The following is a 23178-nucleotide window of genomic DNA, read 5'->3' as shown; positions in this document are numbered from 1 at the left end:
CGGAGGCGATGTCCTTGGCCTCGAAGGCGTCCTTGGGCCAGGCAGCCAGCACCTGACGGGGAGAAAGCAGGCCGGCGCTGACGGCAACGGCAACGGCGCTGCCGGCCAGGGTGCCCTTGAGAAAGATTCTGCGCTTGGTATTCACGTGATCGGACTCCTATCGCTAGCGGAAAATTAAAGGGTGTAGATGTATTCCAGCACCTTGTCGATCTCACTTTCGGTCAGGATCGCGTGCTTGCCGAAGGGCGGCATCATGGTGTTGGGGTTGGCCTTGGTGGCGTCCCACAACTGGGCGCGCAGCTTGGCTTTGTCCGGGAAGCGGGCCTGCATGGCGATGAGCGGGGGGCCGATGTTGCCCGGCATGTCGGCGCCTTCGACCATGTGGCAGGCCAGGCAATTGCCCAGACGGTTGTTCTCGGCGATCTTCTTGCCTTCGGCAATGACGGCCGGGTCGGCGGCCAGGGCCGGCGCAGAGAGGGTCAGGGCACCGAGCATGGCCGCAACGGCACTGGCGGCAGTTATCAGTTTGGCGGGCTTCCGCATTGTTTCCTCCTCGTTGGTTTTCATTGCACTCGCTGGTGCGCGTGTTGTTGTGTATGGCTGGCCGGCACTGTGGTGTTGTCTGGATGTCGCCTGCCACCGTTTTGGCACGGGTATTTTTTTACATATATACCGATTTCGCAGCCCGGAACAACCCCGACGAAAAACATAAACAATTCATTGTTCGCACATTAGAAAACCGTGAATTACTTCTATTTCGTCGGCAGGACTCAACAAGCCTTCGCGCCTGTTCCTATAGTGGAGCCGGTGCGAGGCTTTATTCCCGTGGGTAAGAAAAAATTTTGAACTAATCGCGCAGTGGGCACTCTTCGGCCGCAAGAGTGCTCATGAAACGAGCCGCGGCCTAACGGCGGGGAGTCAATGCCATCGTTTCCTGCAGTTGCGCCAGCTTCGCCTCCAGCAGGGACTGGTGGTAGAAGTCCAGCCCGCCGACGCGGCGCGCCAGATTGAGTTGCTCGATGGCGGTCTGGGTTTCGCCCAGGCGGCGGTAGTAGTCGGCCAGGGCGATGTGGGCGATGCCCTTGTGGCCGCTGCGGGTTTCCGCCTCGGCCAGCAGCTCGTAGGCACGCGGCGTCACCGTGCGATTGCGGGTGTGATCGCGCAGCAGGGCGGTGGCCTGGGCATGCTCACCCTGTCGCAACAGTTGCTGGGCGAGGGCCAGCGTGAGCAGGCTGTTGTTGGGATACAGGCGCAGCCCGTCGCGGTAGATGGCGGTGGCCGCCGCCGGTTTGTTGTCCGCCGCCTCCAACTCCGCCAGGGCCAGCATGTAGGCGATGCGGTCCGGATCTGCGCGGCGCAGGGCGGTGAGCAGGGTGCGGGCCTGGGCGTAATCGCCTTGCCGGGTCAGGACCAGGGCGTAGGCATAGCGTTCGGCAACATCATTGATGCCACGGCTTTCCGCCAGCGCCTCACGGTACTGGCGCCCGAGCACGGTGAGATTGCGCGCCTCCAGCACACGCAGCTTGGCCTGCACCAGGCGGTAGTTCAGGCTGTCGCTGCTGTTGGCGGCGGGGTACTGTTCGGCGCGGTTGCGGGCGTCGGCGATGCGGTCGAGGGTGACCGGATGGGTACTGAGAAACTCCGGCAGGCCGGTGTTGGCGTAGCGGTACTCCTGCTGCAGCCGCTCGAAGAAACCCGGCATGCCCTGCGGGTCGAAGCCGGCGTTAGCCAGCATCTGGATACCGACGCGGTCGGCCTCGCGTTCGTTGCTGCGGGTGAAATCCAGCTGCATCTGGGTGCCGCCGGCCATGGTCGCCGCCAGGGCGGCCTCACCCAGGGCCGGGTTGCCGGCGCCGAGGATGATGGCCGCAATCACCGCCGCCGTGAGTGGCATGTTCATCTGGGTGGCGCGCTCATAGCTGCGCGCCAGGTGGTGCTGAGTGACGTGGGCGATTTCATGTGCCATCACGCCGGCCAGCTCGCTTTCGCTGCGGCTCGCCGTGACGAGGCCGGTGTGGATGCCTATATAACCGCCGGGCATGGCGAAGGCATTGATGCTGGGGTCGCTCACCACGAAGAACTGGAAGCCCGCCGCGGCGTGATTGCCGGCGGACACCAGGCGGTAACCCAGATGCTGTATATATTCCTCCACCTCCGGGTCGGTGAGCAGCCGGCCGGACTGGCGGATGGACCGCATCATCTCCCGGCCGATGCGCTCTTCGTCGGCGGGGCTGAGCGCGGTGGCAGAACTGTCGCCGATATCCGGCAGGGCCAGGGTGTCGGGGGCCGCCAGGGCCGGGGTCGTGGTGGCGGCAAGGAGGGCGAATAGATAAGTGGCGAGTTTCAAAGGGCGCATACCGCGTGAATGAAGGCCGATCGTACCAGTTCTGAGACCGAGGGGATGAGGAATAGGTTCTGCGATCCCGGAAAGCCCATGAGGAGGCAGGACTTCACCCGGCAAAAACGGCTTACCCTTGTGGGATATTGAAAACCGGCTGGGGGCGTCCATACAATATAAGCATTCTCTAATTTACAAAAGGATTACGCCTCACATGTTCAACTTCAGAGAGATAGAAATCTTCGACGTCAAGCGCATGCTGGAAGGCGAGGGTAAGCAGGTGCGCCTGATCGACGTGCGCAGCCCGATGGAGGTGGCCTCCGGCATCATCCCCGGCGCCACCAACATCCCGCTGCACATGCTGCCCATGAGCGTGGAAAAAATCCCCGACGATTCCGAGGTGATCATTTACTGCCGCACCGGCGCCCGTTCGGCCCAGGCCTGCGCCTACCTCACCTCTCTGGGCAAGGACAATGTCTACAACCTGCGCGGCGGCATCATGGCGTGGATGCAGGGCGGCCTGGCGGTGGCCTGAGCGCTGTGGCCTGATGGGCGACGGGGCGAGGCGCAGGCATGCGATGCGCTTCGCCTCATGCGCCTTGTTCCCACTGATTTACCTTACAAGAACGCCGTCTACCCCTTTCGGGTAGGTCGCTCCGAACTTGCACTACCCCCAGTGTTTGTCATATAAGTTCGCTCTTGTATTCTAATAGTTGGGTCTGTCTTGGCCCTTTTTTCAACCGACGTATAAGTCCTGAGGAGAGAAACAATGGCGAACTTTGATCAAGAACTGGATGCTTCCGGCCTGAACTGCCCGCTGCCCATCCTGCGTGCCAAGAAGACCCTGGGTGGCATGTCCTCCAATCAGGTGCTGCGCATTGTCGCCACCGACCCCGGTTCCGTGAAGGACTTCGAAGCCTTCGCCAAGCAGACCGGCAACACCCTGCTGTCCTCCGGCGAAGAAGGCGGCAAGTTCGTATTCCTGATCAAGAAGGCATAAAACAATAATTCTGAATTAGAGGAGGGGGCTCCAAAATGTCCGATCAGAAGAAACTGGCAATCATCGCCACCAAGGGTACCCTGGACTGGGCCTACCCGCCGTACATCCTGGCGTCCACCGCCGCTGCCCTGGGCTACGAAGTGGAGATATTCTTCACCTTCTACGGCCTGCAGCTGGTGCGCAAGGATCTCAGCGGCCTCAAGGTCAGCCCGCTGGGCAACCCCGGCATGCCGATGAAGATGCCGTTTGGTCCCAAGTGGTTCCGTGGCATCAACTGGAACATCCCCAACATCGTCCAGGCCAACATCCCCGGCTTCGAGTCGCTGGCCACCGTGTTGATGAAGAAGACCATCGCCAACAACGGTGTCGCCACCATCGAGGAACTGCGTGAGCTGTGCCAGGAGGCGGAAGTGCGCTTCACCGCCTGCCAGATGACCGTGGAGCTGTTCGGTTTCAACCACAGCGACTTTATCGAGGGCATGGAATACGCCGGCGCCGCCAAATTCTTCGAATTTGCCGGTGAGTCGGATATCTGCCTGTACATCTAAGCGTTACGGTTGTGAACCACAAAAAAACCCGCTTCGGCGGGTTTTTTTGTGCGCGGCTGAAAAACGGCGCTCGTTCCTGCGCGGAGTTATATCCCATCGTTCCCACGCTCCGCGTGGGAATGCAGTTCGCGACGCTCTGCGTCGCATCGTAGCGGACGACGCGGAGCGTCTCACCCCGACGCTCCCACGCAGGTCGCTCCTGCGCATCCTGCGCCCGCGACATACCGTCCATCCACGGACATAAGCGTGGGAACGATGTACCAAGGACATAAGTGTGGGAACGATAACCCTGGTTTTCCCTTACCAGCGCTAGGGAGTTTCCTCAAAATTTCATAACCCTTATCAAATGCAATGTTACTAACTCCTTGTCAGTCATTGATGATAATAAAATACTAATATTCACAAATACTTAAATACTGTTGTTCTATTGACACCCCCCAAATGCAGCAATATCGTGTCCCGCGTCGAATAAAAAGCCTAACAAGACAATAAACAACAAATATCGTTCCCACAGTTCAACCAAGGAGATCCCGAATGAAGAATTCCAAGCGTCTGCTCGCTTTGGCTGTTGCGGCAGCCTGCGGCGCCCCGCTGGCCGCGCATGCGACCAACGGCATGAATCTGGAAGGCTACGGCCCCATTGCCACCGGCATGGGCGGTGCGTCGATGGCCTATGACAACGGTACTGCGGCAATGGCCAACAATGTGGCCACGCTGGGCTTGATGGATGAAGGCAGCCGCTTTGATGTTGCTCTCGGCCACCTCTCTCCCGATATCACCTCCGAGGCCTACCAGCAGAAGTCCAAAGCGACCAGCTTCCTGATGCCTGCCGTTGGTTGGGCGAAGAAGAGTGGCCAGCTGACTTATGGTGCTGGCATGTTTGCGCAGGGCGGTATGGGTACCGAATACAACGTCATGCTGCCCGACGCTTCTATGGGCAAGGATCGCTCCGAGGTGGGTGTCGGTCGCTTCATCATTCCTATCGTGTACAACGTTAACGAAGCAATGACCGTTGGTGGCAGCCTCGACTATGTATGGGCAACCATGGATCTGCAGATGACGGCGCCAGGTTCGATGTTGGGTAGCATGGTTAGCGGTGGCACTATGGCTTCAATGTTGCCCTCCATGATGCTGGCGGGCACCTACGGCCGTTTCGATTTTTCTGATAATAATGATTTCAGCGGTAAGGCGCAGGGTAGTGGTTTTGCGGCGAAACTCGGTATGACTTACAAGGTTTCCCCGGCATTGACCTTTGGTTTCAATTACCAGGGCAAGACCAACATGAGTGATCTGGAAACCGGGACCTCTGATGCCAAGCTGGTGTTTTATGAGGTTGACTTGAGTGGCATAGGGGGACCCAATCCGGGTGATGCTACTCTGACTGGTAAGGTAAAGGTCAAGAATTTCCAGTGGCCGGAGACCTTCGCTGTCGGTATGGCATTCCAGGCCAGCGATGCCCTGATGGTGGTTGCCGACGTTAAGCAGATTCAGTGGTCCGGTGTGATGAAGGATTTCAAAATGACCTTTATTGCGGATGACAATAATGGCCCGATGTCCGGAGGCACCTTGGACATGACCATGCCACAGAACTGGAAGGATCAGACGGTGATGCAGATCGGTGCGGCCTACAAGTTCAACAGTGCTTTTACCGGTCGTGTTGGTCTAAATATGGCGAACAACCCGGTGCCGGATACCTATGTCAATCCATTGTTCCCGGCTATCATCAAGGATCACTTGACCTTGGGTTTTGGCTATGACTTCAACCAAGCGCAGGCAGTGAATTTCTCCTATACCTATGCGCCGGAAGTGAAGGTAACCAATCCGACCACGGGTGAGATCAAGCATGGTCAGACCAACTGGCAACTGATGTACAGCCATCGTTTCTAAACCGAAGCATGTTGTGCTGATGTAACAGACAGGGGTGACGGAGCAATCCGTCGCCCCTGTTTGCTTGGTGTACAAGAAAACTACAGTGTGAAACTTATAACGATAATTCGAGGTGTCATTATGAATCGTGTGTGGAAGGGAGCGCTTGGTGTTGTTCTGTCGCTGGTGGTCGCCGTGGCGGCGCAGGCGGACGAGAAGATGAAGCCGTTCGTGCTGGCCTACAAGGCCAGCGGCGATATGGCGGCGGTGGTGGCCGAGGTGCAGCAGAAGCTGACCGCCGGCGGCTTTGAGGTGGTGGGCAGTTACAGCCCCTATGAGACGGCGACCATCATCGCCGTGACCAACGAGGCGCTGAAGCAGAATGCGGCCAAGTCCAAGTTCGGCGGTTACGGTGCGGCGCAGCGCGTGTCGGTGACCAACGTCAATGGCGAGTTGCAGGTGGCCTACACCAATCCCACCTACATGGCCCATGCCTACCGTATGGAAGGCGACCTGGCCGAGGTGAGCGCGCAGATGGCGAAGGCGCTGGGCAAGGTGGAGGAGTTTGGTCCGAAGGATGGCCTGACCGCCAAGCAGTTGCGCAAGTACCAGTACATGTGGGGCATGGAGTATTTCACCGAGCCGTCCACCCACGCCATGTATCCGAACCATGAGCGCGCGGTGAAGGCGGTGGCGGAGCGTCTGGCCAAGGGCTCCGCCGGGGTGACCCAGGTGTACCGCATCGACATCCCGGGCAAGGACGAGGTGGTCTTCGGTGTGGCGATGAAGGCGCCCAACGACAAGAAGAAGGACATGGACGACAACTACATCATGAGCGAGATCGATTTCAAGCCGCTGCGCTCGACCGCGCACCTGCCCTATGAAATCCTGGTCTCCGATCGCAAGGTGTATTCGCTGTATGCCCGTTTCCGCATCGCCATCAACTTCCCGGACCTGTCCATGATGGGCGCCAACAGCTTCATGAACATCATGAAGTCGCCGGACGCCATCAAGAACGCGCTGACCGAGGTGGGTGACGACAGCTACAAGGAAGCGGCGTTTTAACCGGTAGGGCAAGGCCCCTGCAGGACAAGATACAACCCGGAAAGGGGGGAGGAGAGAACAAGAAGCCCACAGGGCCCAAGGATATGCACCCACGGATAGGTATCCATTACAAAGCCCCGCCCCGGCGGGGCTTTTTCATTCCGGCCAAGGCCGTTTTGCCCCCTCCCGTCCCATGCAATATCGGCCCGGATCGGGTAATATTCGTACCTTTCCGCCGGCGCAGGGGTCGGCGCGCAATTTTCTGATTCTTCTACCGATTTTTGCCGGGGGGTTGCCGGATGTTTACGACACAGATGCACATTGCCGGGTTTGACGACGAGCTGTGGAATGCCATGGAGCAGGAGCGGGTGCGCCAGGAAGAGCACATCGAGCTCATCGCCTCCGAGAACTACGCCAGCCCGCGCGTGATGGAGGCGCAGGGCTCGTCCCTGACCAACAAGTACGCCGAAGGTTATCCCGGCAAGCGTTACTACGGCGGCTGCGAATTCGTCGACGTGGCCGAGCAGCTGGCCATCGACCGCGCCAAGCAGCTGTTCGGCGCCGACTACGCCAACGTGCAGCCCCATTCCGGTTCCCAGGCCAATGCCGCCGTCTACATGGCGCTGCTGGAACCGGGCGACACCGTGCTCGGTATGTCGCTGGCCCACGGTGGCCATCTGACCCACGGCGCCAAGGTCAATTTCTCCGGCAAGATCTACAAGGCGGTGCAGTACGGCCTGAACGAGAAGACCGGCGAGATCGACTACGACCAGGTCGAGGCGCTGGCCCTGGAGCACAAGCCGAAGATGATCGTCGCCGGCTTCTCCGCCTATTCCCGCGTGGTGGACTGGCAGCGCTTCCGCGCCATCGCCGACAAGGTGGGCGCGTTCCTGTTTGTCGACATGGCCCATGTGGCCGGTCTGGTGGCCGCCGGGGTGTATCCCAACCCGGTGCAGATCGCCGACGTCACCACCACCACCACCCACAAGACCCTGCGCGGCCCGCGTGGCGGCATCATCCTGGCCAAGTCCAACCCGGACCTGGAGAAGAAGCTCAACTCACTGGTGTTCCCCGGCATCCAGGGCGGCCCGCTGATGCACGTCATCGCCGCCAAGGCAGTGGCCTTCAAGGAGGCCCTGCAGCCGGAGTTCAAGACCTACCAGCAGCAGGTGGTGGTCAACGCCCGCGCCATGGCCAAGGTGTTCATCGAGCGCGGCTTCGACGTGGTGTCCGGTGGCACCGACAATCACCTGTTCCTGGTCAGCTTCATCAAGCAGGGCCTGACCGGCAAGGATGTGGACGCCTGGCTGGGCAGTGCCTACATCACCGTGAACAAGAACTCGGTGCCCAACGACCCGCAGTCGCCCTTCGTCACCAGCGGCATCCGCATCGGCACCCCGGCGATCACCACCCGAGGCTTCAAGGAGGCCGACGCCACCGCGCTGGCCGGCTGGATTTGCGATGTGATCGATTCGCGTGGTGACGCGGCCATGATCGCTCAGGCGAAGGCCAAGGTGCTGGATGTGTGCAAGCGCCTGCCGGTGTACGGCAAGTAAGGGACGAGATGCGCGGTACGAGGGACGACAGTCGCACTGTTCGTACGCCGTACCTGCGCCCTCGTATCTGAGTCATGCGCTGCCCCTTCTGCGACGCCCCCGATACCAAGGTCATCGACTCGCGTCTGGCCAATGACGGCGATGCCGTGCGGCGCCGGCGCGAGTGCCTGACCTGCGGCGAGCGTTTCACTACCTTCGAGCTTGCCGAGCTGGTGATGCCGCGCATGGTGAAGCAGAGCGGGGTGCGCGAGCCGTTCAACGAGGACAAACTGCGCGCCGGATTTTTGCGCGCGCTGGAAAAGCGTCCGGTCGGCACCGAGGCCATCGAGGCCGCCATCAGCCGCATCCTGCACCGCCTGCGCAGCAGCGGCGAGCGCGAGTTGCCGACGCGCCTGGTGGGCGAGTGGGTGATGGAGGAGCTGCGCGAACTGGACGAAGTGGCCTATGTGCGTTTCGCCTCGGTGTATCGCCGTTTCCAGGACGTGAATGCCTTCCGCGAAGAGATCGAGCGTCTGCAGAACGAGCCACCGGCGCAGGTGAAGCGCAGCCAGCTCACCCTGCTCGATGGCGACAAAGAATAATCCGATGTCCGAATTTTCCGCCGCCGATCACGCCTATATGGCCCGCGCCCTGCAACTGGCCGAGCGCGGCCTGTACACCACCACACCCAATCCGCGCGTGGGGTGTGTCATCGTCAAGGACGGTGTGGTGGTGGGCGAGGGCTGGCATGAGATCGCCGGCGGTCCCCATGCCGAGGTGCATGCCCTGGCCCAGGCCGGTGAGCAGGCGCGCGGCGCCACCGCCTATGTGACGCTGGAACCGTGCAGCCATCATGGCCGCACGCCGCCCTGTGCCGATGCCCTGCTCGCTGCCGGCGTCGGCCGCGTGATCGCGGCGATGGAAGACCCCAATCCCTTGGTGGCCGGCAGCGGTCTGCGCCGTCTGCACGAGGCCGGTATCGCGGTGGCCTCCGGCCTGTTGCAGACGCAGGCCGAGGCGATCAATCCCGGCTTCATCCGCCGCATGCGTGACGGGCGGCCCTATGTGCGCTGCAAGCTGGCAATGAGCCTGGACGGGCGCACGGCGATGGCCTCGGGCGAGAGCAAGTGGATTACCGGCAGCGAGGCGCGCGAGGATGTGCAGCGGCTGCGCGCGCGCAGTTGCGCCATCGTCACCGGCATCGGTACCGTGCTGGCGGACGATCCCAATCTGACCGTGCGCTTTCCGTTGCCGGGTGGCCATCAGCGCCAGCCGCTGCGCGTGGTGCTGGACCCGCGCCTGTCCATGCCGGAGGACGCGCGTTTGCTCAAGCAGCCCGGCGGCGTGCTGGTGGTGACCGCCTGTGACGAGACGGCGGCGCGGCAGCGGCTGGAACAGGCCGGCGCCGCGGTGGTGCATTTGCCGCACGGTCTGGACCGCGTCGATCTGGAAGGCACCCTGCGCCTGCTGGCGGAACGTCAGGTGAACGAGGTGTTGCTGGAGACCGGCGCCACCCTGAGCGGCGCGATGCTGCAGGCGGGGCTGGTGGATGAGATGGTGATCTACATGGCACCGTTGCTGATGGGCGATGCCGCCCGCGGCCTGTTCCGCCTGCCGGGGATGGAGCGCATGGAGCAGCGCATCGAACTGAACATCACCGACCTGCGCGCGGTGGGCAAGGACTGGCGCATCACGGCCAGAGTCGAGCGGAAGGCGAACGGATAGACCATGTTTACCGGCATCATCCAGGCCATCGGCGAGGTCGCGGCGCTGCAACATCAGGGTGTCGATTACCGCCTGCGCATCCGCAGCGGCGCGCTGGACCTGGGCGATGTGCAACTGGGCGACAGCATCGCCGTCAACGGCGTGTGCCTGACGGCGGTGGAGCTGCCCGGCGACGGCTTCTGGGCCGATGTGTCCGGCGAGACGCTGGCGCACACCAGCTTCGCGGCCTTGCGCGTCGGCAGTCGCGTCAATCTGGAAAAGGCGTTGCTGCCCACCTCGCGTCTCGGCGGCCATCTGGTCAGCGGTCATGTGGACGGCGTCGGCGAGGTGTTGAGTTGCGGCAACGATGGCCGCTCGGTGCGCTTTCGTATCAAGGCGCCGGCGGAACTGGCGAAATACATCGCCGCCAAGGGTTCCATTACCATCGACGGCGTCAGCCTTACCGTCAATGCGGTGCACGGCGCTGAATTTGAATTGAACATTGTGCCGCACACCTTGCAGGAAACCACCCTGGCGGATTTCGCGCCGGGGCGGCGCGTGAACCTGGAGGTGGACGTCATCGCCCGCTATCTGGAGCGCCTGCTGCTCGGCGAGCAGGCCGCGCAGCTGACTGGCGGCGGCATGACGATGGCATTTCTCGCCCAGCATGGCTTTTTGAAATGACAGCGCCGTCAGAGCGCGATCTGAACTACACGAGCACCGGACCGAAAACGACAATGGCACTGAATACGACTGAAGAAATCATCGCGGACATCCGTCAGGGCAAGATGGTGATCCTGATGGACGACGAGGACCGCGAGAACGAGGGCGACCTGATCATGGCCGGCTCGCTGGTGCGTCCCGAGGACATCAATTTCATGGCGCGCTACGGCCGCGGCCTGATCTGCCTCACCCTCACCAAGGAGCGCTGCGAGCAGCTGCGCCTGCCCTTGATGGTGAGCAACAACAACGAGAAGCACGGCACCGCCTTTACGCTGTCCATCGAGGCGGCGCACGGCGTGACCACCGGCATCTCCGCCTATGACCGCGCCCATACGGTGCGCACCGCGGTGGCACCCAATGCCGGGCCGGCGGACATCGTGCAGCCGGGTCACATCTTCCCGCTGATGGCCCGCCCCGGCGGTGTGCTCACCCGCGCCGGTCACACCGAGGCCGGCTGTGACCTCACCCGCCTGGCCGGGCTGGAGCCGGCGGCGGTGATCGTGGAGATCCTCAACGAGGACGGCACCATGGCGCGCCGGCCCGACCTGGAGATCTTCGCCCAGCAGCATGGCCTCAAGATGGGCACCATCGCCGATCTGATTCAGTACCGTCTGCAGAACGAGCCGACGGTGGAGCGGGTGGCGGTATGCAAGCTGCCCACTGAATTCGGCGAGTTCAAGCTGGTGGCCTACCGTGACCTCATCGAGCGCGAGATGCACCTGGCCCTGGTCAAGGGCGAGATCACGGCCGAGCAGCCGACCCTGGTGCGTGTGCACATGCAGAACACCTTGTGCGACCTGTTCGGCAACCAGCGCAGCGATTGCGGCTGGCCCTTGCGCAGCGCTCTGGAGTACATTGCACAGCAGGGCAGCGGCATTGCCGTGGTGCTGCGCCAGCAGGAGACGGCCGATGATGTGCTGCGCCACATCAAGGACTATCAGCTGGAGGACGAGGGGGTCAGTCTGCCGCGCGAGGGCAAGGGTGCCGACCTGCGTACCTACGGTATCGGCGCGCAGATCCTGCTCGACCTCGGCGTGCGCCGCATGCGGGTGATGAGTTCGCCCAAGCGCATGCACGGCCTGCCGGGCTTCGGACTGGAAGTGGTGGAATATATTTCCCAGGAGTAGCCGCCGAGTCCTTTCGGCGCAGATGTGCCGGTGCCAGGCGCCCGTGGTATAGCGAACAAAATCAACCGAAACAAGGAAAGCATCATGAGCGAGATCAAGACCTACGAAGGTGGCATGGTGATCAAGAACGCCCGCTTCGGCATCGTGGTGGGACGCTTCAACAGCTTTGTCGTCGAGAGCCTGCTGGAGGGCGCCATCGATACCCTGCGCCGCCATGGCGCGGTGGACAAGAACATCGAGATCGTGCGCGTTCCCGGCGCCTTCGAGATTCCGCTGGCGGCGCAGCGCATGGCCCAGGCCGGCAAGTACGACGCCATCATTGCCCTCGGCGCGGTGATCCGCGGCGGCACGCCGCACTTCGAATACGTGGCCGGCGAATGCACCAAGGGCCTGGCAGCGGTGATGATGCAGCACAGCGTGCCGGTGGCCTTCGGTGTGCTCACCGTGGATACCATCGATCAGGCCATCGAGCGCGCCGGCACCAAGGCCGGCAACAAGGGCGTCGAGGCCACCCTGTCCGCCATCGAGATGGTGAACCTGCTGGGACAGATGAAGTAATCATGAGCAAGGCGCGTAGCCGTGCCCGCCAGCGTGCGGTGCAGGCACTCTATCAATGGCAGCTCACCGCGCAGAATCTGGGCGAGATCGAAACCCAGTTTCTGGAAGAGCGCGAGATGGGCAAGGCTGACCTGGAGTTCTTCCACGAGCTGTTGCACGAAGTGCCGGCGCGTCTGGACGAACTGGACGGCCTGCTGACGCCGCTGCTCGATCGGCCGCTGCCGCAGGTGGACCCGGTGGAACGGGCGATCCTGCGCATGGGCTGTTATGAACTGAAGTTCCGCCTGGAAACGCCCTACCGCGTGGTGATCAACGAGGCGGTGGAACTGGCCAAGACCTTCGGCGGCGAGCAGGGCCACAAATACGTCAACAGCGTGCTGGACAAGGTGGCGCGTCAGGTGCGTGCTACGGAGATCGGTCCGCGTGGCCGGTGAACCCCGTAAGGCGTAACGTAGCCCATCGAAGAGCGATGCAGTATTTGAGGGGGTGCGCTACGCTTCACCCATCCTGCCTATCTACGTTGTACCCATCGGTCATGGATCGGACTTTCCCATGAGCCTGTCCGAGTTCAATCTCATCGAGCGTTACTTCACCGGCCGCGGCGTGCGGCGCGACGATGTCGCCCTCGGCGTCGGCGATGATTGCGCGCTGTTGCGCGTGCCTGCCGGCATGGAGCTGGCGGTATCCATCGATGCGCTGGTGGAGGGCCGTCACTATCCGTCGGGCACCGAGGCGGCGGCGGTGGGCCACAAGGCGCTCGCCGTGGGTCTGAGCGACCTCGCCGCCATGGGTGCCGAACCGGCCTGGGCTACTCTGGCGCTCAGTCTGCCGGAGGCGGACGAGGCCTGGTTGCAGGGCTTTGCCGATGGGCTGTTCTCCCTCGCGCAGCGTTTTCATGTGCAACTGGTTGGCGGCGATACGGTGCGCGGGCCGAGGGTGATTTCGCTGCAACTGCATGGTTTCGTCCCGCAAGGTACAGCGCTGCGCCGCGACGGCGCCAGGGATGGCGACCTGATCTATGTCACCGGCACCCCGGGCGATGCCGGCCTCGGCCTGGAACTGGCCTTGGGGCGGCGCAGTGTCACCGGTGCGCAGGCCGAGTATCTGCGTGCGCGCTTGGATCGCCCGGAGCCACGCATCGCCGCCGGCCTGCAACTGCGCGGCATCGCCAGTGCCGCCATCGATATCTCCGACGGCCTCGCCGCCGATCTCGGCCACATCCTGGAGCGCAGCGGTGTCGGTGCCCGGCTCGAGCTGGCGCACTTGCCGGCTTCTAACGCTATGCAGCAGTTGGTGCCGCAGGCCGAGCAGCGCTGGCGTTATGCGCTCGGCTCCGGCGATGACTATGAATTGTGTTTCACCGTGCCGCCGGAGCGGCGCGCGGCGGTGGAGCGGCTGTGCGCCACGCTGGACTGTGGCTGCCATCCTGTCGGCCGCATCGTGAGCGGGTCCGGGCTGCGCCTGGTGCGGCCCGACGGTACGCTGCTGGAAAACTCCCCCCACGGTTTTGATCACTTCGGCTGATACCATGCGCCCCAACATCCAGATGCTGCGCAATCCGGCCCACCTGCTGGCGCTGGGTTTTGGCAGCGGCCTCGCCCCCAAGGCGCCGGGCACCTTCGGCACACTGGTGGCGGTGCCGCTGTACTGGCTGTGCAGCGGGTTGGCGCTGGCTCCGTATCTGGCACTGGTCATGGCGGCCGCCATGCTCGGCGTCTGGTTGTGTGACTACACGGCGGAGGCACTCGGCGAGCACGACCACCCGGCCATCGTCTGGGACGAGGTGGTGGGCTATTTCATCACCATGATCGCCGCGCCAGCGGGCTGGCAGTGGCTGCTGCTGGGTTTTGTGCTGTTCCGCCTGTTCGACATCCTCAAACCCTGGCCGATCCGCTGGGTGGACCGTCATGTGCATGGCGGTCTCGGCATCATGCTGGACGATGTCCTCGCCGGGGTGATGGCCTGGCTGGTGTTGCAGGGCGTGGCATGGTCCGGGTTGTTGTGAGGCGTCTCTGTCGGAGGTGGCCATGAGATATCTGCTGGTGCTGGTGCTGTTTTCACTGCCGGTGCAGGCCGTCGAACAGGTGTCCGTGGTCGGCCTGTTCAGCGGTCGGGCGGTGCTGGAGATCGACGGGGCGCGGCGGGTGCTCAAGGTGGGCGACACCAGTCCGGAAGGGGTGAAGCTGCTGGCGGCGGACAGCGAGAGCGCACTGCTGGAGATCGATGGCAGAGAGCAGCGCATGGCCCTGGGGGGCCACATCAGCGGCGCCTACCAGGCGCCGTCACGCGCCGAGGTGCAGGTCTGGCCCGACAAGCGCGGCATGTATCGCATGCCCGGCAGCATCAATGGTCAGACGGTGGATTTTCTGGTGGATACCGGGGCGACGCACATTTCCATGAATGCAGCGCAGGCGCGCCGCCTCGGCATCGATTATCGGGTGCGCGGCGAGCGCGGCATGGCCAGCACCGCCTCCGATGTGGTGCCGGTGTTTCGCGTTACTCTCGATCGGGTGCAGCTCGGCGGCATCACCCTGCGCCAGGTGAGCGCCATTGTGCTGGAGGGGACGCAGCCGCCGGATGTGCTGCTCGGCCAGTCCTTCCTCAACCGCCTGGAGATGCAGCGCGAAAACGAGGCGATGGTGCTGCGCGAAAAGTACTGAAGGCAGGAGCCTGCTTGGTGGGCGAATTGGTGCCCGGCTCCTACCTCCTGGTCTTGTCCTTCTCGATCAGCGCGTAGGCCGAGTGGTTGTGGATGGACTCGAAGTTCTCCGATTCCACCACGTAGGCCTCGATGCGCTCCTCGCGGTTGAGCTGCACGGCAACGTCGCGCACCATGTCTTCCACGAACTTGGGATTGTCATAGGCGCGTTCGGTGACGAACTTTTCATCCGGGCGCTTGAGCAGGCCGTAGAGTTCGCAGGAGGCCTGTTTCTCCACCAGGTCGATAAGGTCCTCGATCCACATGAAGCCGCGCAGGCGTGCCGCCACGGTGACGTGGGAGCGCTGGTTGTGGGCGCCACGGTCGGAGATCTTCTTCGAGCAGGGGCACAGGCTGGTGACCGGCACCACCACCTTCAGGGTGAGCACCGGCTCGCCGTTGCTGATCTCGCCGATGAAGGTCACTTCGTAGTCCATCAGACTCTGCACGCCGGAGACCGGGGCAGCCTTGTTGACGAAGTAGGGGAAGGACATCTCGATGTGGCCGGCCTCGGCCTCGAGGATCACCACCATCTCCTTCAACATTTCCTTGAAGGTCTTGACCGAGATCTCGCGCTCGTGGCGGTTCAATATCTCCACGAAGCGTGACATGTGCGTGCCCTTGAAGTTGTGCGGCAGGTTCACGTACATGTTGAAGTTGGCAACGGTGTGCTGCTCGCCGCCGTTGCGCTCCTGGATGCGCATCGGGTGGCGGATGTCCTTGATGCCGACCTTGTTGATGGGGATACGGCGCGTATCCTCACTGCTCTGGACGTCGGCAATGGTCTCGCAGGCGTGGGTCATGCTTCAGGCTTCCTCTGTGTAGCGGACACTGGCACGTTCGGTCTCCCACAGGGTGACGGCATGAACCTTGGCGCGGGTGTCGTTGAGTTCTTCGGTCAGGCGGCGGTAGAAGTGCGCGGCGATGTTCTCGGCCGTGGGATTGATGCGGTCAAAGGGCGGGATGTCGTTCAGAAAACGATGGTCCAGTTCATCGCCCACCTTGCGGGCGGCCTGACGGATCGTTTTGAAATCCAGCACCATGCCGAGTTCATCCAGGCTGTCGGCCTGCACTTCCACTTCCACCTTCCAGTTATGACCATGCAGCCGGCTGCAATCTCCGGGGTAATCCCGCAGGGAATGGGCGGAGGCAAAGTCCGTTAAGACCTTGAGGGTAAATCTGGCTGTCATGGCGTAATAGTTGAGTGATTCGCTAAGAATTTACATCAGCGGCGGGGGGGATGGCAAGTGCTCCCTGCAGGCGCGTCTGAATGGCCCGCAGTATACCATCGGCATCCAGCCCGCACTCCGCCAGCAACTCGTCGCGGCTGGCCTGTTCCAGGAAGCGATCGGGCAGGCCCAGATTCAGCACTTGCACCTGTATCCCGTGTGCCGCCAGGCATTCGTTGACGGCGCTGCCGGCCCCGCCCAGCACGGCATTGTCCTCCACCGTCACCAGCAGCCGGTGGCTCGCGGCCAGCTCCAGCGCCAGCTCGGCATCCAGCGGGCGGATGAAGCGCATGTTGGCCACGGTGGCATCCAGTTTGTCCGCCGCCGCCAGGGCCGCGCCCAGTGGGGCGCCGAAGGCGAGGATGGCGACATCCTTGCCCTGGCGGCGCAGCTCGCCCTTGCCGATGGGCAGGGTAGTGAGCGCCGGGTCGATGGCCGCACCGAGGCCGCCGCCGCGCGGGTAGCGCACCGCCGCCGGGCCGTTGTGGCGGAAACCGGTGCTGAGCATCCGGCGGCATTCGTTCTCGTCGCCCGGGGCCATCACCACCATGTTGGGGATGCAGCGCAGGAAGCTGAGGTCGAAGCTGCCGGCATGGGTGGCGCCGTCGGGACCGACCAGGCCGCCACGGTCGATGGCGAACAGTACCGGCAGATTCTGCAGGGCGACGTCGTGGATGAGCTGGTCGTAGGCCCGTTGCAGGAAGGTGGAGTAAATGGCTACTACCGGCTTCAGCCCTTCGCAGGCGAGGCCGGCGGCCAGGGTGACGGCATGCTGTTCGGCGATGCCGACGTCGAAGTAGCGGTCGGGGAACTGCTGCGAGAACTCCACCATGCCGGAGCCCTCGCGCATCGCCGGGGTGATGCCGATGAGGCGTTCGTCGTGGCCGGCCATGTCGCACAGCCACTGGCCGAATACCTCGGTGTAACTGGGGCCGCCACGCTTGGCGGCGCGCATGGTGCCGGTGGCCGGGTCGAAGGCGGTGACGCCGTGATAGGCGCAGGGATTCTCTTCCGCCGGGGCGAAGCCCTTGCCCTTGCGGGTGACGATGTGCAGGAACTGCGGGCCGGACATGGAGCGCATGTTGCGCAGGGCCTTGATGAGCTGATCCAGGTCATGACCGTCGATGGGGCCGGCGTAGTTGAAGCCCAGTTCCTCGAACAGGGTGCCGGGCACCACCATGCCCTTGGCGTGTTCCTCCATGCGCCGCGCCAGCTCCCACACCGGCGAGGGCATGGTCTTGAGCACCTTCTTGGAGCCCTCGCGCATGGACGAATAGAGCTTGCCGGACAGGATGCGGCCCAGGTAGTTGGACAGTCCGCCCACGTTGGGCGAGATGGACATGTCGTTGTCGTTCAGCACCACCAGCAGGTCGGCGTCCAGGTCGCCGGCGTGGTTCAGCGCCTCGAAGGCCATGCCGGCGGTCATCGCGCCGTCGCCGATCACAGCCACCACCTTGCGGTTTGCCGCCTCGCGCCGCGCGGCCAGGGCCATGCCCAGGGCGGCGCTGATCGAGGTGCTGGAATGGCCGACGCCGAAGGTGTCGTAGGGACTTTCCTCACGGCGCGGGAAGCCGGACAGGCCGTCCTTCTGGCGCAGGGTGTGGAAGCGCTGGCGGCGGCCGGTGAGCAGCTTGTGCGGATAGCTCTGGTGCCCCACGTCCCACACCAGGCGGTCGTTGGGCGTGTCATAGACGTAGTGCAGGGCGATGGTCAGTTCCACCGTGCCAAGGCCGGCGGAGAGGTGACCGCCGGTATGGCTGACCGAACGCACCATATAGTCGCGCAGCTCGTCCGCCAGCTGTTTGAGCTGGGCCATGTCGAGCTGGCGCAACTGTTCCGGCGTGTCGACCTGTTCTAGCAGCGGATAGGCGCGCGAGGTGGGCATTACGGTCCTGGGGCGGCGGGAAAGCCGCTAATGATGATGCGGTACGCCCATGGATGCAAGGGCGGAAAGCTTGGTTGACAGGCCCGTCGCATTGGGATAAATAACCATTGCGTTTATATGGACTCTCATGGAAGGAGGCACGGAATGCCGTTTTTCCCAATGGACTTTCGCTTCGCTCAGCAGTTACCCCTTGGTTTGCTTTCGCTCATCCGTGGTGCAGCCGTATCTGGCGTGCTCGCCATCCTTTGTATTCCTCTTCCCGCCAGGGCGGTGTTCACCTGGTTCGAAGGGGCAGTTCAGTACTCTGTTCAGGATGCCAGTGTCGTGCTGATCCAACAGAACCTATATGAACGCCAGAAATATGACGCAGTAGGCGCCTACATCGGGCTGGACCCATGGGTTTGGGACCCGGTAGCCAAGGAGTGGGTTTACGGCGTCATGCCGGGTGAAACCTGGACCTGGAACTGGCGCGATGTGAAAACCGGAGAAATCATTGCATCGTACAGCACCAGCTATGTGGGGGGTGACGATCTGTGCTGGAGCAATGGTCGGTGCGGTCCCATCGGCTGGATGTGGCGGGCACTGGGATTTCGCTGCATGCCGGAAAAGGATCGCTATCAGGTGGAAGTGCTTCACGATAGCGTGATGATTGGTGCCGATACGTTCCGGCCTACCCGTTTCGTGCCGAGAATCGATCGGGCCATATTTCCGGACAGCATCGCTCCAAAACGAACCAGTTCGTCCGAGGGAGAGGCAGCGGAGCTCAATGTCCTTGTCAAGGATGACCTTGGCTGCGATGAGCCGCTGGAAGGCGTGCGCATCAAATACACGGCGACGGTGGTCGGTGGCTCCAACGGTCAGGCTTATTTCACGCACGGCGAAATCGGCACCGGCAAGTTCAGCAGCTTGGGATTCAATTCGACACTCAACCCTGGCGGCGCCGCGGAGAAGGACACCGTTATCGAGGGCGACAGCGATGGCGACGGGATATTCAAGGCACGCTACCAGGCGCATGACCATGGCGTCGACGAGAACATCCGCATCGAGTTGGAACGGCCGGCAACGGACAGCGACCCCAAGGTGGTTGGAGAGCCCGCCGACTAAAGAGCTGAGGATTGCCATTCCCGGCCTGGTGCGGATTACATCCGATCTGGCTCACATCGGATTCGCCGACACTGGTGGATGTCCCCACAACCCGAAACCCCACTGGCTTATGCCGCACACGCATCAGAAGGTGAACACCCTGGCGGACATCTACCATATCGAGACGGGGAGGATGCTGTCGATCAACGATGCGAGTCTGGAGTATGGCGGCGTGATCGCCAACAAGCTCAGGGACATCAGTCCGACGAAAAATGCACGGGATGCTCACTGCCATGGATCGCACCGGCAGGGGATCGATATTGATCTCAATAGGGTTGACACAGGGGGAATGGACATGTCGGTAGATGACGCTGGCGGCGGACCTCTAACATTACTTGAATTCATGGAGCACTTTGTCGTCCACGGCTTCCAGGGGTCTCTTCACTACACCTACAGGACAGTTGTAATAGATGAGGATCCGGTCAGAAGACTCCTTTCGATCCACTGGCGCTTGCCTTAGCGGGGGAAAGCAATCATGAAGAGTGTCATTACGATTCCGCTGGTATGTCTGTGCGCGTGGGTAGTCGTAGTCGAGGCCGCAGAGCCGTTGAAGGATCCGAGGCTGCGCGACGAAGACATCTCCATGACTATGGTGACGGTCGATGTAGCGCGTAATGCCGTCGGGCACTATGTCTATACGTACGACATTGATTCGCCCATTTCCAACCTTGGAAAGGTATTGACCTTCGGGGTAGATATCAGTTGCGAGGCCAAACCGGACGCCAGAGGATTTGATGCGTCTGATTATCCAAGGAATCCCGCTTTGCGGGCACAAAATTTCTCAGAGGATGGCAAGCACGTGCCTGTGGCGGTGGATGCTCCTATGGGACAAGCAGCTATCGTGACCATTGCAGTTCACAATGGCGTAGGTTGGGCCGTAGGCGTGGAACCAGGTGGCGTTAGCAGGGGAATGACAATTATCAGCCCTTATCCGCCTGGCTCTCGCGTGTACACCCTAATCCCTTCCATTCGCTACAAGGAGGAACAATGGGATTATTCAAACGTTGAGGAAGAGGATCCCGAGGTGCCATGGTTAGAGGACTGGATTGTCACTGGAGTCACCACCGGCCCCGCCTGCCCCGGTGAGGAATATCCTGATAGCGGTGATGACGGCGGCGACAAGCGCTTTCCCGGAACCCGCTTCCGCGGCGAGTCGATGGAATCCAATGAGCTGCTGACCTACTCCACGCCCCTGCGTGATCACCTGCATGTACCGGCCGGGACGAAGGAGCTGGAGATGACCATCCACTACCACGAGGCCATTGATCCCCGTACCTTCCAGGTGACGCCAAACAAAAACTATTTACGCAAACTGTTCAATCCCAAACCCGGCACCAGTGAAACCATCCGTATCCCGCTGGAGAATGGCAAGAACCGTATTCAGTTGCAGGTGCAGGGGGCGTTCGAGCCGCAGCGGCGGAAAAGCAAGCCGACAAAGAATGAGCAGGGCCACAAAGGCCCGCCACCCAAACACGACCAAGGCGGTGAACTGGTGAGCAAGGACCGGGATGTTTTCGTGGTCCGGGTGGTGCGGGACGATGTTCCGCCGGGCAAGCGGGATAAGGAGCACAGGAAACCATAGGGTGGCGAGGTTGGAGGAGTATCCATCTGGTGCGTGATGGTGGCTGGCGCCACACTATTTTCATCGGCTGGCGTGCGCATCAAATACACGGCGACGGTGGTCGGCGGCTCCAACGGCCAGAGCTATTTCACGCACGGCGAAATCGGCACCGGCAAGTTCAGCAGCATGGGATTCAATTCGACACTCAACCATGGCGGCGCCGCGGAGAAGGACACCGTTATCGAGGGCGACAGCGATGGCGACGGGATATTCAAGGCACGCTACCAGGCGCATGACCATGGCGTCGACGAGAACATCCGCATCGAGTTGGAACGGCCGGCAACGGACATCGACCCCAAGGTGGTTGGAGAGCCCGCAGACAAAGAGCTGAGGATTGCCATTCCCGGCCTGGTGCGGATTACGCACGATAATGCGCCGCTGGCCTTCGCCGATGGCGGAACCTGCCCGCACGACCCCAGCCCCCATTGGTTGACGCCGAATACCCGTTCCAGGGTGATGACACTGGCGTCGATATATCACCTGACGACTGGGCGTCTGCTGTCGTTGAACGATGGAAGCCTTCCTTACGGCGGCGTTCTCGCCACGCGACGGGTGGTTGCCGACACCGATCTTTGTCACGGTTCACATCGGCAGGGGGTTGATATCGACCTCAATTCCATTGACCGCTTGGTCGGGACGCCCGGACAGGAGTCGCCCGGAGAAAACATGCGAGCCACAAAGATTGATTTTCGCGGAGAACAGTGGGCACTTCTGCGGTACTTGGATTATTGGGTGAATGAACTCGATGGAAAACCTGATCACAGAAAGAGTTCCATTCACTACCGCTTTCAAAATTGAGGGAACAGGTAATGGAGACGATAACTAAATATGTTTTTCTGTTGGTGTCAATTTTCCTGTTTCACTCTACGAAGCTACTAGCTGGGGACTTGAAGGATCCTTATTTGCGTGATGACGATATTTCAATGACTAGTGTGTCTGCTAGCGTAGAGCGGAATTCACAAGGGTTGTTTGTGTACAAATATGACATTAAGGCTCCTCCGGAGAATACAGGAGCGGTACTCATATTTGCACTGGATATAAGCTGCTCGGATGATGTGCCTCCCCTAGGTTTTAACGCGGATGATTTTCCGTCGGATGCTTCACGGAGCTTCTCACCTGATGGAAAGCATGTGCCGGTTGCAATCGATGCCCCTTGGGGGCAGTCAGGGATATTTGGGATTAGTGAAAGTAATGCTGTTCATTGGGGTATGGTAGGAGAGCCTGGGGCAACAAAAACTGGTTTGCAGTTGATTAGCCCCTATCCGCCTGGCGATCGAGAGTATCGGTTAATCCCGGATATCCGATACGGGGAAGACGAGTGGGATTACGACAGTGTTCCTGATGAGGACCCAAATCTGCCTTGGGTGGATGATTTTACTGTAACCGGCCGTACCACCGGCCCCGCCTGTCCCGGCGAGGAATATCCCGGCGGAGGAGATGATGACGGTGACAAGCGCTTTCCCGGAACCCGCTTCCGCGGCGAGTCGATGGAATCCAATGAGCTACTGACCTACTCCACGCCCCTGCGCGATCATCTGCATGTGCCGGCCGGGACCAAGGAGCTGGAGATGACCATCCACTACCACGAAGCCATTGATCCCCGTACCTTCCAGGTGACGCCAAACAAAAACTATTTACGCAAACTGTTCAAACCCAAGCCGGGCACCAGCGAAACCGTCCGTATCCCGCTGGAGAATGGCAAGAACCGCATCCAGTTGCAGGTGCAGGGGACGTTCGAGCCGCAGCGGCGGAAAAGCAAGCCGACAAAGAATGAGCAGGGCCACAAAGGCCCGCCACCCAAACACGACCAAGGCGGTGAACTGGTGAGCAAGGACCGGGATGTTTTCGTAATTCGGGTGGCGCGGGACGAAGCTCCGCCGGGTAAGGGTAGCAAGGGTTACACCAAGCCATAGGAGCACCGGATGAACAGGAAGACAGCATGCCCCTGGCAATGGATGTATCTGCTGTGTGCGGTGATGGGATTATTGGCTGGATGCAGCGATCCCGAATCCCTGCTGGAAGAGCCGGAGATGGGACGCTTGATCGATATTGTGGAGCCGCATCGCAAGGCTGGCGATGGGGAGGGATCCGTGGCCGACGTCTGGTCCTCAGAAATCCAAATTATCTATGGGGATATCGAGCCGGGAAGCCTGCGTGCC

The 23178-nt window shown here is 61.6% G+C and carries 26 protein-coding genes and 1 pseudogene; 21 read left to right on the top strand and 6 right to left on the bottom strand.

Annotated features, from left to right (window positions below; all coding sequences use genetic code 11):
• The 3 genes and pseudogenes from ACMV8A_RS14895 to ACMV8A_RS14885 form a co-directional block, all read right to left on the bottom strand.
• Window positions 1-145 (bottom strand): annotated as a pseudogene (locus ACMV8A_RS14895) (thiosulfate oxidation carrier protein SoxY); the annotation flags it as partial.
• A gap of 29 nt (window positions 146-174) precedes the next feature.
• On the bottom strand, window positions 175-543 hold the full coding sequence (gene soxX / locus ACMV8A_RS14890; protein ID WP_495326671.1) for a sulfur oxidation c-type cytochrome SoxX: 369 nt from the start codon (window positions 541-543) through the stop codon (window positions 175-177).
• 361 nt (window positions 544-904) lie between these two features.
• On the bottom strand, window positions 905-2347 hold the full coding sequence (locus ACMV8A_RS14885; RefSeq protein ID WP_495326670.1) for a M48 family metallopeptidase: 1443 nt from the start codon (window positions 2345-2347) through the stop codon (window positions 905-907).
• Window positions 2348-2552: 205 nt separating this feature from the next.
• On the opposite strand from ACMV8A_RS14885, the gene ACMV8A_RS14880 reads away from it, so the two are divergent.
• The 15 genes from ACMV8A_RS14880 to ACMV8A_RS14810 all read left to right on the top strand — a co-directional run bounded on the left by ACMV8A_RS14880 (window position 2553) and on the right by ACMV8A_RS14810 (window position 15103).
• Window positions 2553-2873 carry a rhodanese-like domain-containing protein gene (locus ACMV8A_RS14880; RefSeq protein ID WP_495326669.1) on the top strand — a complete coding sequence of 107 codons (321 nt, stop codon included), beginning with the start codon at window positions 2553-2555 and terminating at the stop codon, window positions 2871-2873.
• Between the two features lie 234 nt (window positions 2874-3107).
• Window positions 3108-3338 carry a sulfurtransferase TusA family protein gene (locus tag ACMV8A_RS14875; protein WP_495326668.1) on the top strand — a complete coding sequence of 77 codons (231 nt, stop codon included), beginning with the start codon at window positions 3108-3110 and terminating at the stop codon, window positions 3336-3338.
• A gap of 35 nt (window positions 3339-3373) precedes the next feature.
• Window positions 3374-3886: a sulfur carrier protein DsrE2 gene (dsrE2, locus tag ACMV8A_RS14870; protein ID WP_495326667.1), complete on the top strand. Its 513-nt coding sequence runs from the start codon at window positions 3374-3376 to the stop codon at window positions 3884-3886.
• Window positions 3887-4420: 534 nt separating this feature from the next.
• Window positions 4421-5773: an OmpP1/FadL family transporter gene (locus tag ACMV8A_RS14865; RefSeq protein ID WP_495326666.1), complete on the top strand. Its 1353-nt coding sequence runs from the start codon at window positions 4421-4423 to the stop codon at window positions 5771-5773.
• A 120-nt stretch (window positions 5774-5893) separates the two neighbouring features.
• Window positions 5894-6817 carry a hypothetical protein gene (locus ACMV8A_RS14860; RefSeq protein WP_495326665.1) on the top strand — a complete coding sequence of 308 codons (924 nt, stop codon included), beginning with the start codon at window positions 5894-5896 and terminating at the stop codon, window positions 6815-6817.
• Window positions 6818-7095: 278 nt separating this feature from the next.
• Window positions 7096-8352, top strand: coding sequence for a serine hydroxymethyltransferase (gene glyA / locus ACMV8A_RS14855; RefSeq protein WP_495326664.1), 1257 nt, complete (start codon window positions 7096-7098; stop codon window positions 8350-8352).
• A 74-nt stretch (window positions 8353-8426) separates the two neighbouring features.
• Entirely contained in the window at window positions 8427-8933 is a 507-nt protein-coding gene (nrdR, locus tag ACMV8A_RS14850) for a transcriptional regulator NrdR (protein ID WP_495326663.1), read from the top strand.
• Between the two features lie 4 nt (window positions 8934-8937).
• On the top strand, window positions 8938-10056 hold the full coding sequence (gene ribD, locus ACMV8A_RS14845; protein ID WP_495326662.1) for a bifunctional diaminohydroxyphosphoribosylaminopyrimidine deaminase/5-amino-6-(5-phosphoribosylamino)uracil reductase RibD: 1119 nt from the start codon (window positions 8938-8940) through the stop codon (window positions 10054-10056).
• Window positions 10057-10059: 3 nt separating this feature from the next.
• Window positions 10060-10719, top strand: coding sequence for a riboflavin synthase (locus ACMV8A_RS14840; RefSeq protein ID WP_495326661.1), 660 nt, complete (start codon window positions 10060-10062; stop codon window positions 10717-10719).
• A 53-nt stretch (window positions 10720-10772) separates the two neighbouring features.
• Window positions 10773-11885 carry a bifunctional 3,4-dihydroxy-2-butanone-4-phosphate synthase/GTP cyclohydrolase II gene (ribBA, locus tag ACMV8A_RS14835; protein WP_495326660.1) on the top strand — a complete coding sequence of 371 codons (1113 nt, stop codon included), beginning with the start codon at window positions 10773-10775 and terminating at the stop codon, window positions 11883-11885.
• Between the two features lie 84 nt (window positions 11886-11969).
• A complete protein-coding gene (ribH, locus tag ACMV8A_RS14830; RefSeq protein ID WP_495326659.1) occupies window positions 11970-12443 on the top strand; it encodes a 6,7-dimethyl-8-ribityllumazine synthase in 474 nt (157 codons plus the stop codon).
• 2 nt (window positions 12444-12445) lie between these two features.
• Window positions 12446-12877 (top strand): transcription antitermination factor NusB, encoded by a 432-nt coding sequence (nusB, locus tag ACMV8A_RS14825; protein ID WP_495326658.1) that lies wholly within the window; start codon window positions 12446-12448, stop codon window positions 12875-12877.
• 118 nt (window positions 12878-12995) lie between these two features.
• On the top strand, window positions 12996-13967 hold the full coding sequence (gene thiL / locus ACMV8A_RS14820; protein ID WP_495326657.1) for a thiamine-phosphate kinase: 972 nt from the start codon (window positions 12996-12998) through the stop codon (window positions 13965-13967).
• Window positions 13968-13971: 4 nt separating this feature from the next.
• Window positions 13972-14448 (top strand): phosphatidylglycerophosphatase A family protein, encoded by a 477-nt coding sequence (locus ACMV8A_RS14815; RefSeq protein ID WP_495326656.1) that lies wholly within the window; start codon window positions 13972-13974, stop codon window positions 14446-14448.
• Window positions 14449-14470: 22 nt separating this feature from the next.
• Window positions 14471-15103 (top strand): retropepsin-like aspartic protease family protein, encoded by a 633-nt coding sequence (locus ACMV8A_RS14810; RefSeq protein WP_495326655.1) that lies wholly within the window; start codon window positions 14471-14473, stop codon window positions 15101-15103.
• Between the two features lie 40 nt (window positions 15104-15143).
• Here the strand turns inward: ACMV8A_RS14810 and folE2 are convergent, their stop codons facing one another.
• Genes folE2 through dxs form a run of 3 tightly spaced genes read right to left on the bottom strand, consistent with a single transcriptional unit; the run spans window position 15144 to window position 18255 of the window.
• Window positions 15144-15944 (bottom strand): GTP cyclohydrolase FolE2, encoded by an 801-nt coding sequence (folE2, locus tag ACMV8A_RS14805; protein WP_495326654.1) that lies wholly within the window; start codon window positions 15942-15944, stop codon window positions 15144-15146.
• Window positions 15945-15947: 3 nt separating this feature from the next.
• Window positions 15948-16331 carry a 6-carboxytetrahydropterin synthase QueD gene (gene queD / locus ACMV8A_RS14800; protein WP_495326653.1) on the bottom strand — a complete coding sequence of 128 codons (384 nt, stop codon included), beginning with the start codon at window positions 16329-16331 and terminating at the stop codon, window positions 15948-15950.
• Between the two features lie 22 nt (window positions 16332-16353).
• On the bottom strand, window positions 16354-18255 hold the full coding sequence (gene dxs / locus ACMV8A_RS14795) for a 1-deoxy-D-xylulose-5-phosphate synthase (protein WP_495326652.1): 1902 nt from the start codon (window positions 18253-18255) through the stop codon (window positions 16354-16356).
• A 144-nt stretch (window positions 18256-18399) separates the two neighbouring features.
• Between dxs and ACMV8A_RS14790 the strand changes: the two genes are divergently transcribed.
• The 6 genes from ACMV8A_RS14790 to ACMV8A_RS14765 form a co-directional block, all read left to right on the top strand.
• Entirely contained in the window at window positions 18400-19359 is a 960-nt protein-coding gene (locus ACMV8A_RS14790) for a hypothetical protein (protein ID WP_495326651.1), read from the top strand.
• A 130-nt stretch (window positions 19360-19489) separates the two neighbouring features.
• Window positions 19490-19858, top strand: a complete 369-nt coding sequence (locus ACMV8A_RS14785; protein WP_495326650.1) for a hypothetical protein — start codon at window positions 19490-19492, stop codon at window positions 19856-19858.
• A 15-nt stretch (window positions 19859-19873) separates the two neighbouring features.
• Entirely contained in the window at window positions 19874-20980 is a 1107-nt protein-coding gene (locus tag ACMV8A_RS14780; RefSeq protein WP_495326649.1) for a hypothetical protein, read from the top strand.
• A 33-nt stretch (window positions 20981-21013) separates the two neighbouring features.
• Entirely contained in the window at window positions 21014-21817 is an 804-nt protein-coding gene (locus ACMV8A_RS14775) for a hypothetical protein (RefSeq protein WP_495326648.1), read from the top strand.
• Window positions 21818-21828: 11 nt separating this feature from the next.
• Window positions 21829-22932, top strand: coding sequence for a hypothetical protein (locus tag ACMV8A_RS14770; protein ID WP_495326647.1), 1104 nt, complete (start codon window positions 21829-21831; stop codon window positions 22930-22932).
• Window positions 22933-22941: 9 nt separating this feature from the next.
• A partial coding sequence (locus tag ACMV8A_RS14765; RefSeq protein ID WP_495326646.1) for a hypothetical protein occupies window positions 22942-23178 on the top strand: 237 nt, incomplete at its 3' end.

Source organism: Sulfurivermis sp., assembly GCF_059410345.1.
The sequence above is the reverse complement of the archived record's forward strand: the minus strand, read 5'-3'. Positions and strand labels throughout refer to the sequence as shown.